Here is a 15,267-nt window from a genome sequence, read left to right on the forward strand (position 1 = left end):
CTACTCGCCCGACGGCGGGGCGAGCACCTCGCCGCTGGGCACGGGCTCGCCGAAGCTCGGCGTGCCGTCGTCGTCCCAGGTGACCCGCTGCACGCGGGTCTGCCGGGTGTCGCCGCAGCCCTGCGTCGCGGACGTGTTGCCGTGGTAGACGATCCAGTCCTCCGTGCCGTCCGGCGACGTGAAGAACCCGTTGTGCCCGGGGCCGAAGACGCCGTTCCCGCGCTCCAGGACGGGGTCGGGGGTCTTCGTCCACGCGGACGGGTCGAGCGGGTCGGAGCCGGTGAGCTCCAGCAGGCCGAGCGTGTAGTCCGGCGTGTTGCACGAGGAAGCCGAGAAGGTCACGAAGGTGCGGCCGCCGCGCTCCAGCACCGCGGGGGCCTCGTTGGTCCGGCCGCCGCGGATCTCCCAGGAGTGCTCCGGACGGGAGATCGTGGCCTGCGGACCGGTGACCGTCCACGGGTTCGTCATCCGTGCGATCCGGACGGACTGGTCCTCGCCGACCCATTCGGACCACAGGAGGTAGAGCTCGTCGCCGACCTCGAGGTAGGTGCCGTCGATGTTCCACTGGCCGGGCAGCGGGGTGCCCACGAACTCGTACGGGCCCATCGGGGTCGACCCGGTGGACCGCAGCACGTGCAGCTTCTGGCCGTCGAAGTTCGTCTGCGAGCTCCCTGAGGTGTACAGGAGGTACCAGGTCCCGTCGATCTCGTGGAACTCGGGCGCCCAGTGGCTGCAGCACCGGGAGGCGGCGCCGGCGTCGTCCCACACCACCGTGTCCGGCGCCGTGGCGAGGCCCGCGAGCGTGGTCGCCCGGCGCATCGTGACGGTGGAGTCCCACGTCGTCGTCGACATGTAGTAGGCGCCGTCGGAGTACTGGATCCACGGGTCGGCGCCGTTCGAGCGCAGGGGGTTGGCGAGGCCGGTGTCGGCGACGGGGTCGAGCTCCCAGCGCTGGGCGTCCAGCCCGTTGTCGCCGAACTGGCCGACCGGCGCGCCCGGCGCGGGGGAGCCGTCGAGCAGGTCGAGCATCTTCCCCGAGTGGACGTTGCGGAAGCTCGTGGTGCCGTCGGAGCGCTCGATCGGCACCCAGCGCTGGTTGGCGTAGTCGTGGTCGGGCCACTGGATGACGGGGGCGCCGTCGGCCTGGGAGAAGTCGAGCACGTCCAGCACCTGGCCGGACAGGCGCGACTGGATCCGGTAGGAGCCGTCCGCGGACTCGAGGAAGCGGAACTGCTGGCTCTCGGCACCCGTGCGGTTCGCCTGGACGAGGTCGGCGTGCGACTCGACGCTCTCGCCCTCGATCTGCAGGACGAGACCGGAGTGCGCGCTGGTGACGACGTACCACTGGTCCAGGGCGACCGCCGCACGGGCGAGGGGAGCGGGCGTCGCGGCCAGGCAGAGGGCGAGCAGGAGGGCGGCGAGGACGCCGAGGGTCAGGCCCGCGGGCCGGGCGTGCGCGGTTCTGCGGAACGGTGGTCCGGACGTCGGTCTCGTCATCGAGCTCTCCTTCGGTGCCGGTGGTCCTGCGGGCAGGGCCGTGGTCGGTGCCGTGCGCTCCCGGCGGCGTCGTCGCCCCGGGCTATTGGACTACATCGTTGTAGAACGTAGGGACGGGGCCCGGGCATGTCAAGGGTGGTCGGCGCGGGGACCGCCCGCGCCGACCACCCGGGTCGACCATCCGCCTCGGCGTCGGCGCAGGTCAGGGACCCCAGTACCGCTCGGGCACGAGGCCGAGCCGTCGCAGCTCGCCCGCCACGAGGTCGGCGTACACGCCGGCGCCGTACCACGAGGTGTGGGTGCGGTCGCCGTTCTCGCGGATCAGGTAGATCGGCTGGGCGTCGACGGGACCGAGCCCTTCGACCAGCTCCTCGCTCAGCGCGGTGAGGTCGATGAGGTCGGCGTCGAGGTCGACCGCGACGTCGCGGACGTGCTGCGGGAGGCTGCCGGCGGCGGTCTCGATGAGACCGGTGGGGTTGAGCTGGTCGCCGTCGAACCGGAGCCGGACGATCGGGGTGACGAGCACGGGCGTCGCACCGGTCGCCCGGACCCGCTCCACGATCTCGGTGAGGTTGGCGCGGTACTGCTCGGCGGTCGTGGCCTTGTCGTTGTGCGCGAGCTGCACGAGCGCGACGTCGCCGGGGCGCAGCTGGGGCAGCAGGGCGTCGAACATCTCCGGCTTGGCCAGCACCGAGACCGTGCTCTCCCCGGAGCCGGAGTGGTTGACGACGCTGACCCCCAGGCCGAAGTGGGCGGGCAGCCGCTGGCCCCAGCCGGTGTACGGGGCCCCGCCCTGGTCGGTGACGGTCGAGTCGCCGAGCAGGGCGAGGCGCGGGGTGCGCTCGTCGGCGCCCCGGATCCCGATCCCGGCGACGCGCGGGGCGTCGCCGGTGAACGTGAGGGTGAGGCCGGGGGTGCCCTCGCCGGCGGGCTGGTTCTGCTGGCTCTCGGGGTCGCGCACGTTGACGGTGAACGTGCGCCTCGCGAGCTCGCCGTCGGCGGTGTCGACGGTGTCCACCATGAGGCGCCGGGCCTCTGCCTGCACCTGCGTGCTGGCCGTGCCGTGCCGGTCGCCCAGCATCACGGTGACGTCGTAGTGGCCGGGCGGCAGGTCGGGGTAGGTGCACACGACGGGGTCGGTGCCGGTGCACCGCTCGAGCAGCGCCGCGTCGGGGCGCGGACCGGCGAGACCGGGCCACCCGACGGCGGCCTGCGCGGGCGGGCCGGCAAGCACGGTGGCGGCGGTGGCCGCGCAGAGCGCGGCCGCCGCGAGCCGGGCGACGGGGCGGCGTCCGGCGCTCACGACAGCTTCTCCCCGACGAGGGCCAGGCACTGGATCGCCGCGAGCCCGTACTGCGCGGACGCGTTGGACGAGAAGTCGGCCTCGTCGACCGGCCGCAGCACCGCGGGCGGCTCCACCCGGCGCGTGCCCCAGTCCATGTCGTCCGGGTAGCCCGCGTGGCCCGTGGCCAGCTCCTTCCAGGCGCGCGCGGCGAGCGCGTCGTCGTCCAGGCGGACGGCGGCGTACGCGGTGGCGCGCGAGTACGACTGCTTGAGGTTGAGACTGCCCCAGTGCTGCCCCGTGACGGCCGCCTGCTCCTCGCGCGAGGAGTTGTACAGCCGGCAGAACTCCACCCAGCGGGCCTCGACCTCCGGCTCGTCGACGAGGTCGAGCAGCTCCGTCATCACCTCGACGAGACCGAACACGGAGCTGAGGCTGCCCACCTCCACCGCCTTCTCGGGCCCCGAGCTGAACGTCGCGGTCTCCAGGTCGTAGGTGGAGCCGGCCTGGACCCACGCGTTGGGCAGCGCCGCGATCGACCGCGCGCTCGCCAGGAGGCGCTCCTTCGCCTGCGGGTCGCCGCCGCGTTCCCACTCGGTGAGCCACGCCCCGGCGATGGCGCCCCAGTCGGTGGTCTTGCTCAGCGGGAGCGCCGACGGGTCCGGGTCGTACTCGCCCGTGGAGCCGTCCACCTTGCGGCCCGCGTTGAGGACCAGGTAGGTGCGGTCGGAGTCGACCAGCTCGCGCAGCAGGTCGCCGGAGCGCTCGTCGCCGGTGAGGAAGTAGGCGAAGCGGCGGTAGTTCGCGTTGCTGATGCGCACCTGCTTGGCGCTGTCGCCCCAGTGCTGCACGCCGTGCCGCGTGCCCAGGCCCTTCCACTCGCCGAGGTGGTACTGGTCCACCTCGCCCGTGTGCCGGCTCATCGCCTCGGCGAACCGGAACGCGGCGGCGTCGCCGGTGCGCAGGTAGTGGTACCAGAGCCACAGGTCCGTGGACAGCTCCGAGTTGTCCCAGGCGTAGCCGCCGACGTCGTACCTCCACTGGTGCCGGTCCCCGTCGTAGGAGTGCATGACGTCGCCGTAGTCCCAGAACCCGTACCAGGAGCGCTGGTCCACCTGCTCCAGGTGGTAGCGGTGGATCGCGTCGAGGCGGTCCTCGATGGTCGACCGCGCCGCCGTGGACCGGTCGACCGGCGACCAGGACCCGAACACGCCGGCGGAGTGGTTGTGGGCGGGCGTGCTGGCGGGCAGGGGCGGGGTGGCGGTCGCGTCGGCGAGCTCGGCGAACCGTGCGGCGGTGGGCGTGGCGGCCAGGGCCCAGAACATCAGCTCGGTGGTGCGCCCGACGCCGTAGGGGGTGCCGAACCCGGGCTCGTAGTCCTCGTAGGTGATCTCGAGCGCGTCGAGCTGCTCGGGGTAGGTGTCCTGGCCCATGCCGTCGTGGTAGAAGCGCAGGTCCATCGCCTCGGCGCGCGGCGACCACATCCACACCGTCGCCTCGGCCTCCTCGGTGGCCGCTCCCGTGATCTCCAGCTCCGTGGGGTGCAGCTGCCAGAAGTCGCGCATCCCGAAGGCGAGCCCGCCCGACGGCGTCCCGATGTAGCCGAGGCCGGGCGCGCGCGTGCCGGCGTCCGACCGGATCCACGAGTGCCCGGAGCCGGTGCGCTTGCGGATCTCGAAGCCGTGGGCGTTGAGCTGGGCGAGGCTGTGGTCGCCCCAGGCGGGGATCCACTTCAGGCGGGTGGTGACCCGCTGGTCCCAGGTGGTGGGGTCCGGCAGGGCGCGGCCCTCGATCTGCGCGGTGCGGACGGCCTCGCCCGGGTCCCGGCGCATCCCCGTGACGCCGCGCACGGCCTCGGCGAGCACGCCGCCGTCCGGGCCGGCGAAGCGCACGTGCCGGTCGTAGAGCTCGCCGCGCATCGGCACGGTGAACCGCACGCCGAGCCCGGTGACGAAGTCGGTGTCCTCGTCGCCGTCGAAGAAGAACGTGTGCACCAGCCGGATGCCGTCCGAGCCGGCGAACAGGGCGAAGCGGAGCACGAACGGCAGCCAGGAGCGCTTGCCCTTGCGGTGCTTGCCCTCGACCTTGACCACGGCGCGCACGGGGCCGGACTGCTCGACGGTGACCTTCTCGATCGTGCCCGCGAACTCCTCGAAGCCGACCTTCGCGCCGCGGTCGGTGTCGGGGGAGTCCTGCCGCTGGACGACGAGGCGTCCGTCCTTGGCGATCACGGCCCCGTCGCGGCGGATCGCGCGGACGACCTTGTCGCCCTGGCGGCCGAACTCGACCTGCACGACGCCGGTGTCCACGACGACGCGACCGGGGTTCTCCTGCACGGTGATCGCGTGCGCGCCCTTCGCGGGGGCGCCCGGCGCGAGCCGGTACGTCTCGGCCCGCGGGGCGTCCTCGCTGACGGCGTGGGCGGTCCACTTCACGGAGCCGTCCGGCCACCACGCGGTGGGCCAGGTCTGCACGGGCACGGCCTCGCCGGACGCGGTGGCGAGGCCGAACTGCTGGTCCCCGGCCAGTGCCCCGCGCGGCCAGGGCACGCCCCAGGTGGCGCCGCCGGCGAGGGCGGCAGGGGTGCCACCCTCCAGCCAGCGGACGTCGACCGGGTCGTGCCCGGTGAGGACGAAGGGGACTCCGGCCGCGGCCGGTGCGGCGCTCGCGCTGCGCGCGCTGAGCGCCGCGACCGCGCCGGCGGCGAGGGCGGAGGTGAGGACGGTACGGCGGCTGACGTCGACCACGGTGGGTCACTCCTTCGTGACGGTGGGTGCGTTGTCCGTCGGCGGACGTGCCCATCGTGCGAGGAGAGCGAGCAACCGATCGTCAAACGAGCAAAACCGGACGCGGGTGCTGCCGAGCCCGTGTCAGGCGGTGGTGCCGAGCTGCTCCGGGAGCACCTCGTGTCCCAGCGGAGCCCCGGCCGCGAGACGCTCCACCTCGCCCACGGCGAGGTCGCCGAGGCGGCGCAGCTCGTTGCCGAGCGAGCCGGCGACGTGCGGCGTCAGCAGCGCCCCGGGGGCGTCCCACAGGGCGTGGTCGGCGGGGAGCGGCTCGGGGTCGGTGACATCGAGCACGGCACGCAGCCGGCCCGACAGCACCTCGCGGGTGAGGGCCGGGGTGTCGACGAGCCGGCCCCGGGCCGTGTTCACGAGGGTCGCCGCGTCGGGCATGAGGGCGAGCTGGCGTGCGCCGATCATCCGGTAGGTCTCCGGCAGGTCGGGGGCGTGCACGGTCACGACGTCGCTCGCCCGCGCGAGGTCGTCGAGCGTGACCGCCGTGGCCCCCAGGGCGCGTGCCCCGTCGGCGTCGACCCACGGGTCGTGCAGCAGGATCTCGACGTCGAACGGCGCCAGCAGTCGCATCACCTGCCGGCCGATCCGGGACGCCCCGACGACGCCGACCGTCAGGCCGTGGTTGCCCAGCGGGTCGGGCAGCGACCAGCCGTCGAAGCGGCGGTGGGCCGCGAAGGCGTCGGCCGCCTCGAGCACCCGCTTGCCCGCCAGGAGAACGGTCGCGAGCGTGTACTCGGCCACGGGCCGCGCGTTCGCGGCGGCGGCGCTGGACACCCGCACGTCGCGCGCCCACAGCTCGGGGGAGACGATCGGCTTCACCGACCCGGCCGCGTGCACGACGGCGCGCAGCCGCGGCGCGCGCCGCAGCAGCGCTCCGTCGAACCGGGGCGCGCCCCAGCCGGTGAGGAGCACGTCCACGCCTTCGAGGATCCCGTGGGCGGGTTCCTGCCCCTGGACGGGGGCGACGGCGTCCGGGGTGAGCACGTGCTCGGCCACGTCGGCGACCGTCCGCAGCCGGGCCAGCGCGGCGTCGTCGAACAGCTCGGACACCAGGTCGGCGTGGCGCATCGCGAACGCCGCGCGGAGCCGGGTCATGACGCGGCCCCGGCGGTCGTGGCGCCCGTGGGCACCGTGTCGACGCGGCCGTCCGGCCACCGCACCTCCACGGCGGCGGGCGGGCCGCCGTCCGGTCCGCGGCGCACCCGCACCGCGGGCGCGGTCCGGTGCCCGGGGTCGTCCTCGCCCGTCAGGACGACGAGCGCCGCGACCACCTCGCCCGCGGCGACGTGTGCCGACGTGCGCAGCCAGGGGACGGCGGACGCCGCGCCGAACGGGTCCGACCCGGTGCGGCGGGCCGCCCCGACGGAGTCCAGCGCGGCACGGGAGGCGGCGGCGCGCGAGGCGTCGTCCTCGACGGTCACCGGCAGGGCGCGCACCTGCGAGGAGGCCCCGTCGTCGCGGACCACGCGGGCGAAGGTGCCGGCAGCGTCGGCGCTCCGCTCGACGTGCAGCGCCCCGTCGCGCGCAGCGGCCAGCGGCCACCCGCCCACGTGCAGCCGCCACGGGCCGGGGTCGGCCGGCCAGGCCGCGTCCTTGTCGAGGTCCTCCGCCGTCGTGCCCGGCAGCGGTGCCCGGCCGGGCGCCACGGTCGCGGCGGGCGTCCACCACGCGAGGCGCACCTCGTCCGCGCCGCGCACCACCGAGGCGGTCGTGAGCACCGGTCCGCGCCGCAGGCCCGCCCACCCGGCGTCGTCTCGCGGCGCGCCGCGGCCCGGTGCGGCCTCGCCGGCGGCGACGTCACCGTCGTCCGGCCCGCGGGCGCCGGGGACGTCGAGCCAGCAGACGCGGGAGCGGGAGACGGCGACGGCGTCGTCCAGGTGCACGCGCTCGACCGCGTCGCGGTGGGACGGCAGGCCACGGTCGTCGAGGAGCGCGGTGTGCGAGTCGAGCGGGGCGGCGACGTCGGCGGCTCCCAGCTGCGGCGACGTCGCGCCGGAGTAGCCGAGGCGGCGGTAGAACGGGTCGTCCGCGCGCGGGGCGAGCGCGTGCTCGACGGCGCGGTCGGAGCCGTGGTTGAGCAGGCGCACGACGCCGTCGGCGGGCGTCGCGGCGACCAGCCACCCGGGCGCGCGGAGCGCGACGGCGTGGGGCTCGTGCCAGGCCTCGGGCAGCTCCGGCGTCGCGGTCCAGACGGGGTGGTCGGCGCCGAGCAGCAGGCCGAGGAAGCCCTTGCTCGCCCAGTACGGCGACGACCCGCCGGTGTAGAGCTGGCGCACGCGGTCGTACCGCCGGTGCCAGCCCACCGGCAGCAGCCCGCGGTCGTCGACGGCGCCCGCGGCGTCGAAGTGCTCGGCCACCGCGGCGGTCAGCGCGCGGGTGGCACCGGGGGCCAGCGGCGTCGCGTCCGCGATCGCCCCCGCCCAGAACGGGGCCAGCACGGCGTGCCGGTACGTCACCGAGCGCCCCTGCAGCATCGGTGCCCCGCGCGAACCGACCAGGTGGCGGGCCTGGTCGAGGTAGGCGCGCAGGCGGTCGGCGTGCACCGGGTCGAGCGGGCACCCCTGGATGCGCGCGTGCAGCAGCGGGTAGACGTGCCACGCCCACCCCGCGTAGTGGTCGAAGTTCTGTCGCCGCCCGCCCCGGCCCCGGCCGTCGGAGTACCAGCCGTCGCCCACGTACAGGGCCTCGGCGGTCTCGGCGTTGTGGTCCAGGTCGGCCTGCTCCCACGGGCCGCCGACGCTCGCCAGGAACGCCTCGATGACGTTCTGGAACCACAGCCAGTTGTTCGTGTACCCGCGGGTGCCGACGACGCCGGCCAGCCAGTCGACCGTGCGCTGGCGGGTGCCGTCGTCGAGGCGGTCCCACAGCCAGGGGCGCGTCTCGGAGAGCCCGATCGCCACGGACGCCGCCTCGACCACGGCCTGCCGCCGCTCGTCGACGCGGGGCCAGCGCTCGCCGCCCGCGGGGTCGGTGCCGTGCCGCAGCCCGTCCGCGTACCGCTCGAGCAGGCCGCGCGGGTCACGACCGTCCTCGCCGCGCAGGCGGAACGCCGCGAGCAGGAAGGTGCGCGCGTACCCCTCGAGCCCGTCGCTCCAGGTGCCCGAGCCGCTGACGGGGCCGGGCAGCGTGATCAGCGCGCCGCCGGGCGAGGCGTACGGGCGCACGGCGTCGAGCAGGTCGTCGGCGGTCGCGAGCCATCGGTCGCGCGTCCATCGCCGGGCGGGCGCGAGCCGCGGGTCGGCGGACGGGGCGCCCGGCGTGCCTCCCGGTGTCGCGCGGGTCGTGCTCGGGGCGGTGCGGGATGGCGGCGGCGCGGCGGAGGTCACCCGGGCATCCTCGCCCGCCCGGGGCCGGCCGGGGAAGGTCCGATCATTTTCGTTCATCCTCGGACATCGTCCGCTACGGTGCTGCCCTGCCGGTCACGGCGACCGACCGCTCGACGACGACGGAGGAACCATGCACCTGCCCACGGCCCGGCACGAGTACCTCCTGCGCGAGGTGGAGCTGCGGGGGAGCGTGCGCTCGGCGGAGGCGGCCGCCGCGCTCGGGGTCGCCGAGGTGACGATCCGCCGCGACATCGTCGAGCTCGACCGTGCGGGGCGGCTGGCGCGCGTGCACGGCGGGGCCGTGGCCCTGCGCTCGGCACGGGAGCCCCAGACGGCCCGCGTGCTGGTCGGCGTCGTCGTGCCGAGCGCCACGGTGCACTTCCCTCCGCTCGTGCGCGGCATGGAGGCGCTCGCCCCCAGCCTGCACGTCCGCCTCGTGCTCGGCGTCTCGCACTACCGGCCCGAGGTCGAGGCCGCCCAGGTGGACCGCCTCGTGGGCCTCGGCGTGCAGGGCATCGTGGTCGCGCCCACCACCCGGGACCGGTCGCCGGAGGAGCTGGCGGCGTGGCTGCGGTCGGTGCCCGTGCCGGTGGTCGTCGTGGAGCGTCGCGTGGACGGGCTCACCGCCCTGAGCGAGCTCGACCAGGTGCGGTCGGACCACGCCCACGGTGCCGTCCTCGCGGTCGAGCACCTCGCCCGGCTCGGTCATGACAGCATCGGCCTCGCGGTCTACGACCGCACCCCGACGGCCCCGCACGTCCGCGAGGGCTTCGCGACCGCCGTCGCGCGGCTCGGCGTCTCCCCGGGGCCGGACGTGTCGCTGCCCAAGGGCGAGGACGACCCGGCCGGGCTGGAGCGCGAGCTGGCCGCGTTCCTCGACCGTTGCCGTGCGTCGGGCACGCGCGCCGTCCTCGTGCACACGGACGACCACGCCGCCCGGCTCGTCGAGGCGGCCCTGGACCGCGGGCTGCGCGTGCCCGAGGACCTCGCCGTGGTGGCGTACGACGACGAGAACGCGGAGCTCGCCGTCGTCCCGCTCACGACGGTCACCCCGCCCCGCCGCGAGCTGGGCCGCGAGGCGCTCCGCGTGCTCGTCGGGCGGATCGTGGGGGACGAGGGCGGCGAGGTGCCCGGCGCGCAGGGGTCGCCGCGGCACGTCGCGCTGCTGCCGCGGCTCACCGTCCGGGGGTCCTGCGGCGCGGAGTCCTGAGGTGCGGGGACCTCGCTACAGCTCCTTGGGGAACGTCAGCACCACCACCGTGGACACCACGAACAGCACGGTGGCGACGCCGAGCAGGCCGCGGCGGGCGGTGCGGTGGGCCAGCTTGGTGCTGAGGGCGGCGAACAGGGCGACCGACGCGAACAGGATCGACGTCAGCACGTAGTTGTCGCCCGTCTGGTTGGCCTGCCGCGCCGTGGCCGACAGGTCCTCCGCGCGGTCGAGGTCGGCCTCGGCGCGCGCCTGGGCCTCGAGCCGGTACTCGGGCATGAGGAACGGCGTGCGCGGCGCGTCGTCGTCGTGCAGGGGGTCCGTGGCGAGCCAGGCGTCGAACGCGGGCACCATCTCGGGCCGGAACCTCGTGTACAGGAACTCGGACTGGGTGCCGTCCACCGGCTCGTAGGTCCCGTCGTCGGCGAGCCCGGAGTCCTTGCCCGCGCGGGTCTCCGCGGCGACGGCGTCGATCCAGGACGCGAACGCCGTCACGTCCATCACCGTGAGCTGGCCGGCCTCGGTGGAGGCGCGCGTGGACTCGGCCCGGGCCGCTCCGGCCGCGGCGTAGCTGTTGGCCTGCACGCCCGACCACTTCGTGGCCTGGAACGCCGACCACGCCGTGACGACGGTCGCCAGGGCGAGCAGGACGGTGGCGACGAGCTCGACCCGTCGGCTGACCGTGCCCGTGTCGTCCCGGTTCCCGCGGTCGTGCCCGCCCCGTCGCGTCATCGCGTCCACCCCGTCCTGCTGCGCCCGGCGCCCGCCGCTCGGGTCACCGCACATCGTGTCGGATGACCTGCGACTTCGCCCCCCGTGGCGCGTGACGTGCGACTCTCGCCGCCCGGCATGCGGACCGCTCCGACCGGTGCCAGAGTGTCCGCAGGACGGGGCGGGTCGTCGGTCTTCGCGGCGCCCTTCCGCCCGCCGCCAGGCCGACCGAGAGGCAGGACATGCGACCCACTGGACCCGTGGAGCTCGTGCTCATCGAGTTCCCCCGCAGCGACTTCAAGGGCGAGATCGTCGCCGAGCTCGGGCGGCTCGTCGACGCCGGCACGATCGACGTGCTCGACGCGCTGCTCATCCGCAAGGCGGACGACGGCACCGTCGAGTGGTTCGAGGCCACCGAGGGCGGCGACGACGAGCTGGCGCGCATCGTCGGCGAGCCGGCCGGCCTGCTCGCGACGGAGGACGTCGACGACATCTCGGCGGAGCTGGCGCCCGGCGCCGCCGTCGGCATGCTCGTGTTCGAGCACGTGTGGGCGCGAGGCCTCACCGGCGCCGTGCGCGGCGCGGGCGGGCAGGTGCTCGACTGGACCCAGGTGCCGCCGGCGGCGCTCGAGGCGCTCGCCGCCGAGATCGAGGAGGAGAACTGACATGCCCCCCATGCGACGGATGGGCCGACCCGGCCTGATCGGCACGATGGCCCGCACGGCCGTGATCACCGGCACCGCCCAGGCGACGAGCAGGGCGATGAACCGCCGCGCCGCCTCGCGCGAGCAGCAGCAGTACGAGGCCCAGCAGTACCAGGCACAGCAGGCGCAGCAGGAGCAGGCCTGGGCCCAGCAGCAGGCCCAGCAGCAGGCACAGCTGCAGGCCCAGCAGCAGGCGCAGGTCGCCGCGGCGCCCGCCGCCCCGGCGGAGGACGACCTCATCGCCAAGCTGAAGCAGCTCGGCGACCTCAAGGCCGCCGGCGTCCTGTCCGACGCGGAGTTCGCCGCCGCCAAGGCCAAGCTGCTCGGCTGAGCGAGCCCCGCCGCCCGCGACCCGCGCACCCCGAAGAGGAACCGTGACCGACGCCGTCGCCGACGACCCCACCACCCGCCGGCCCTGGGCGAGGTTCCTCGGCGTGTGCGCGCTGCTCGGCATCCCGGTGTCGGTGGCGGCCTTCCTGTTCCTCGCGGTCCTGCACGAGCTGACCCACCTGGTCTGGGAGACGCTGCCTGAGGCCTGGGGCTTCGACGGGCCGCCGTGGTGGTGGCCGCTGCCGTGGCTGGCGGTGGCGGGCGTCATGGTCGGCGTCGCGGTGCGTTCGCTGCCCGGGCACGGGGGCCATCTGCCGGTGCACGGCCTGAGCCTCGGCCCGGTCCCCGCGTCCCACGTCCCGGGCGTCCTCCTCGCCGCGCTGGCCGGCCTGCCGCTCGGCGTCGCGCTGGGCCCCGAGGCGCCGCTGCTGGCGATCGGCGCCGCGCTGGCCCTGGTCCTCGTGCGGCCGTGGGACGCGCGGCTCGGCGACCCGGCGCGCCAGGTCCTCGCGGTGGCGGGCTCCGCCGCGGCCCTGTCGGCGATCTTCGGCAGCCCCGTGGTCGGGGCGGTGTTCGTCGTGGAGGCCTCGGCGATGACCGGCGTGACCGGGGCGCGGCTCGCGGCCGTCTTGCTGCCCAGCCTCGCAGCCTCCGGGGTCGGTGCGCTCGTGTTCACGGGCATGGGGACGTGGACCGGCCTCGAGATCGCGTCGCTGGCGCTCCCCGACATCGACGCCCCGGCCCGGCCCGACGTCGGCGACGTGCTGTGGACCCTCCCGGTGGCGGTGCTCGTCGCGGTCCTGGTCCGGCTCGTGCACCGGCTGGGCGAGGCGGTCGCCCGCCGGGCGGCGTCCCGGCCGTTCTCCGGGGCGGTGGTCGGTGCGCTCGTGGTCGCGGTCTGCGCGTCGGCGTACGCCCTGGCCACCGGCCGGTCGCCCGAGGAGGTCGCGCTCTCCGGGCAGGCCCTGCTCCCGACGCTCGCGGCCGACCCGGCGGCATGGGGAGCCGGGGCGCTGGTCGCCCTCCTCCTGCTCAAGGGCGTCGCGTACGCCGTGTCGCTCGGCACCCTGCGCGGCGGCCCCATCTTCCCCGCCGTCCTGCTGGGCGCCGCCGCCGGCGTGCTCGCCGCCGACCTGCCCGGGTACGGGGCGGTCCCGGCCCTGGCGGCGGGCATGGGCGCGGCCACGGCCGCGACCCTGCCGTTCCCGGTCTCGTCGACCGTGCTGGTGGTCATGTTGCTGGGGTCGGGCGCGCCGGCGATGGCGCCGGTCGTGATCGTGGCGGTCGTCGTCGGGTACACGACCGAGCAGTTCCTGCTGCGACCCCGCCGCGAGGCCCGGGACCGGGCGCGCGCCGCGGCCGGCTGATCGCGCGGGCCGCGCCGGTCACTCCCCGGTCGCGCCGTCCAGCGCCTCGCGCAGCAGGTCGGCGTGGCCGTTGTGCCGCGCGTACTCCTCGATCATGTGCACGAGGATCCAGCGCAGGCTGAACGCGCCCTCGCCGGGACGCCGGGACTCCCGGGCCGAGGTGCCGTCCAGCCCGGAGCGCGGCCCCGTGCCCGCGAGCGCCGCGTCGATCGACCGGTCGGCCGCCGTCGCAGCGGCGTCGAACAGCGCCCGCAAGTCCTCCGGGGAGTCGTCGGCGGCGCTGTGCCACTCCCAGTCGGGGTCGGCGTCCCAGTCGGCGGTGTCGAACGGGGCCGTCGCGGGCGCGCCGTCGAACACCTCGACGAACCAGTTCGACTCCACGTACGCGAGGTGCTTGAGCAGCCCGCCGAGCGTCATCGTGCTGGGCGGCAGCGACGTGCGCAGCTGCTCGGCGGTGAGCCCGGCGGTCTTCCGGCGCAGGGTGTCGCGGTGGTAGTCGAGGAAGGCCCGCAGCGTGGTGACCTCGTCCGCGCGCAGCGGCGGGTCGACACGGTCGTCGTCCGGGAGGTCCGGTGTGGCGACGGGCAGCCGGTACGCGCCGCCCTCCAGGGCCGCGCGCACCGCCGCGGCGGTGGTCGCTGGCCCCTCGTCCGTGGTGTCGCGGGCGTGCGGCTCGAGGTCGTCGAGGTCGGCGAACGCGGCGTGCATGCTGCGCACGGCGGCCGGGTCGCGCAGCTCCGCGTCGGCGCGGCCGGTGGCGCGCGCGAGCGTGGCGTCGAGGCCGGGGCGCAGGACGACGTACGCGAGGTCCCAGCCCTCGCGCGCGGCCGCCGCGCGGAACGGGGGCAGGAACCACGGGCCGACGACACCGTCGAGCACGACGTCGTAGCCGCCGCGGGCGTAGGCGCTCGCCGCCGCGACGATCACCTCGGCGACGACCTCGTTCTGCCGCTGCGACCCTGCGAGGTACGGCGGCACGAACCCGGTGCTGATCGACCGGTAGAACGCGTCGGTGGTGAGGGTCGCGGTGGGGCGGTCCGCGTCGGCGCCGAGCAGCGCGGCCACGGTCGTCTTCCCCGCGCCGGGCGGGCCGGTCAGGATGGTCACGGTCACGCCGCGACCCTAGCCGGGGGGCCCGGCGCGCGGCCCGTCTTTTCGCGCGCGGCGGGACGGTTCAGGCGTCCGCGAGCTCGCGTGCGCGCCGCAGCACGTCGTCGAGCATGTCCGGCGTGAGGCGGCCGGTGAACGTGTTCTGCTGCGAGACGTGGAAGCAGCCCAGCACGGTGAGGGTGGCTCCCGGGCCCGCCGTGGTGCCGTCGTCGGACCTGCGCGCGAGCGTCACCTCGGCGCCGTGGGCGAACCGCGGCCGCGGGCGGGGCACGTCCCAGCCCTGCTCCGCGAGCGTGGTGAGCAGCGCCTGCCAGCCGATGCCGCCGAGCGCGACGGCGACGCGCACTCCGGAGCCGACGAGCTCGAGCTCCCGCGCGAGGTAGGGCGCGCAGCGGCGCCGTTCCTCGGGGGTGGGCTTGTTGGCGGGTGGAGCGCACCGGACGGGGGCGGTGACGCGGATGTCGCGCAGCTCCAGGCCGTCGTCGGCCGCGACCGACGTCGCCTGGTTGGCGAACCCGGTGCGGTGCATCGCGGCGAAGAGGAAGTCGCCGCTCCGGTCGCCGGTGAACATGCGGCCGGTGCGGTTGGCGCCGTGCGCGGCGGGGGCGAGGCCCACGACCACGACGCGCGCGGCCGGGTCCCCGAAACCCGGGACGGGACGCCCCCAGTAGTGCTCGTCGCGGAAGGCGGCGCGGCGCTCGCGGGCGACCTCCTCGCGCCAGGCGACGAGGCGCGGGCAGGCCCGGCACTCCACGAGGTGCGCGTCGAGCGCCGCCAGCGTCGGCGCGGTGCGCGCCGCGAGCGGATAGTCGGGGGAGTCGGGGAGCGCGGGGGGTGCGGCGTCTGGCACGGGAGGCACGACCCCAGGGTCGCCGTCGAACATGCGGTTGCGGGCCGAGGGTGGTCTCAGAAGGTGGGGGCCCGGAAGGTAT

12 protein-coding genes are annotated in these 15,267 nt (G+C 75.8%); 4 read left to right on the plus strand and 8 right to left on the minus strand.

What is annotated here, in order from left to right; all coding sequences use genetic code 11:
* From ABZ493_RS08415 to ABZ493_RS08435, 5 genes are all read right to left on the minus strand, one after another.
* Positions 1 to 1,497 carry a family 43 glycosylhydrolase gene (locus tag ABZ493_RS08415; protein WP_430581708.1) on the minus strand — a complete coding sequence of 499 codons (1,497 nt, stop codon included), beginning with the start codon at positions 1,495 to 1,497 and terminating at the stop codon, positions 1 to 3.
* Between the two features lie 202 nt (positions 1,498 to 1,699).
* Positions 1,700 to 2,800, minus strand: a complete 1,101-nt coding sequence (locus ABZ493_RS08420; protein WP_430581709.1) for a GDSL-type esterase/lipase family protein — start codon at positions 2,798 to 2,800, stop codon at positions 1,700 to 1,702.
* Complete coding sequence (locus tag ABZ493_RS08425) at positions 2,797 to 5,526, minus strand: Tat pathway signal sequence domain protein (protein ID WP_430581710.1); 2,730 nt, start codon at positions 5,524 to 5,526, stop codon at positions 2,797 to 2,799. Before ABZ493_RS08425 ends, ABZ493_RS08420 begins: the two co-directional genes overlap by 4 nt.
* Before the next feature lie 123 nt (positions 5,527 to 5,649).
* Positions 5,650 to 6,672 (minus strand): hydroxyacid dehydrogenase, encoded by a 1,023-nt coding sequence (locus ABZ493_RS08430; RefSeq protein WP_430581711.1) that lies wholly within the window; start codon positions 6,670 to 6,672, stop codon positions 5,650 to 5,652.
* Positions 6,669 to 8,903: a DUF2264 domain-containing protein gene (locus tag ABZ493_RS08435; protein ID WP_430581712.1), complete on the minus strand. Its 2,235-nt coding sequence runs from the start codon at positions 8,901 to 8,903 to the stop codon at positions 6,669 to 6,671. Before ABZ493_RS08435 ends, ABZ493_RS08430 begins: the two co-directional genes overlap by 4 nt.
* Positions 8,904 to 9,033: 130 nt before the next feature.
* Here ABZ493_RS08435 and ABZ493_RS08440 point away from each other — a divergent pair, with 130 nt between their 5' ends.
* Complete coding sequence (locus ABZ493_RS08440) at positions 9,034 to 10,113, plus strand: substrate-binding domain-containing protein (protein WP_430581713.1); 1,080 nt, start codon at positions 9,034 to 9,036, stop codon at positions 10,111 to 10,113.
* 15 nt (positions 10,114 to 10,128) lie between these two features.
* On the opposite strand, the gene ABZ493_RS08445 is transcribed toward ABZ493_RS08440, so the two are convergent.
* A complete protein-coding gene (locus ABZ493_RS08445; protein WP_430581714.1) occupies positions 10,129 to 10,845 on the minus strand; it encodes a hypothetical protein in 717 nt (238 codons plus the stop codon).
* 221 nt (positions 10,846 to 11,066) lie between these two features.
* Between ABZ493_RS08445 and ABZ493_RS08450 the strand changes: the two genes are divergently transcribed.
* From ABZ493_RS08450 to ABZ493_RS08460, 3 genes are read left to right on the plus strand one after another with little or no spacing between them, the layout of a single operon-like run.
* Positions 11,067 to 11,489 carry a DUF6325 family protein gene (locus ABZ493_RS08450; RefSeq protein ID WP_430581715.1) on the plus strand — a complete coding sequence of 141 codons (423 nt, stop codon included), beginning with the start codon at positions 11,067 to 11,069 and terminating at the stop codon, positions 11,487 to 11,489.
* Position 11,490: 1 nt separating this feature from the next.
* Positions 11,491 to 11,859: an SHOCT domain-containing protein gene (locus ABZ493_RS08455; protein ID WP_430581716.1), complete on the plus strand. Its 369-nt coding sequence runs from the start codon at positions 11,491 to 11,493 to the stop codon at positions 11,857 to 11,859.
* Positions 11,860 to 11,902: 43 nt separating this feature from the next.
* Entirely contained in the window at positions 11,903 to 13,225 is a 1,323-nt protein-coding gene (locus ABZ493_RS08460; protein WP_430581717.1) for a chloride channel protein, read from the plus strand.
* Between the two features lie 18 nt (positions 13,226 to 13,243).
* Here the strand turns inward: ABZ493_RS08460 and ABZ493_RS08465 are convergent, their stop codons facing one another.
* Entirely contained in the window at positions 13,244 to 14,338 is a 1,095-nt protein-coding gene (locus ABZ493_RS08465) for a DUF664 domain-containing protein (protein ID WP_430581718.1), read from the minus strand.
* A 61-nt stretch (positions 14,339 to 14,399) separates the two neighbouring features.
* The gene (locus ABZ493_RS08470) at positions 14,400 to 15,185 is read right to left on the minus strand and encodes a uracil-DNA glycosylase (protein WP_430581726.1); all 786 of its coding nucleotides are present in this window, start codon (positions 15,183 to 15,185) and stop codon (positions 14,400 to 14,402) included.
* Positions 15,186 to 15,267 lie beyond the last annotated feature (82 nt).

This window comes from Isoptericola sp. NPDC019482, from assembly GCF_040632295.1.
Classification (GTDB): Bacteria; Actinomycetota; Actinomycetes; order Actinomycetales; family Cellulomonadaceae; genus Isoptericola.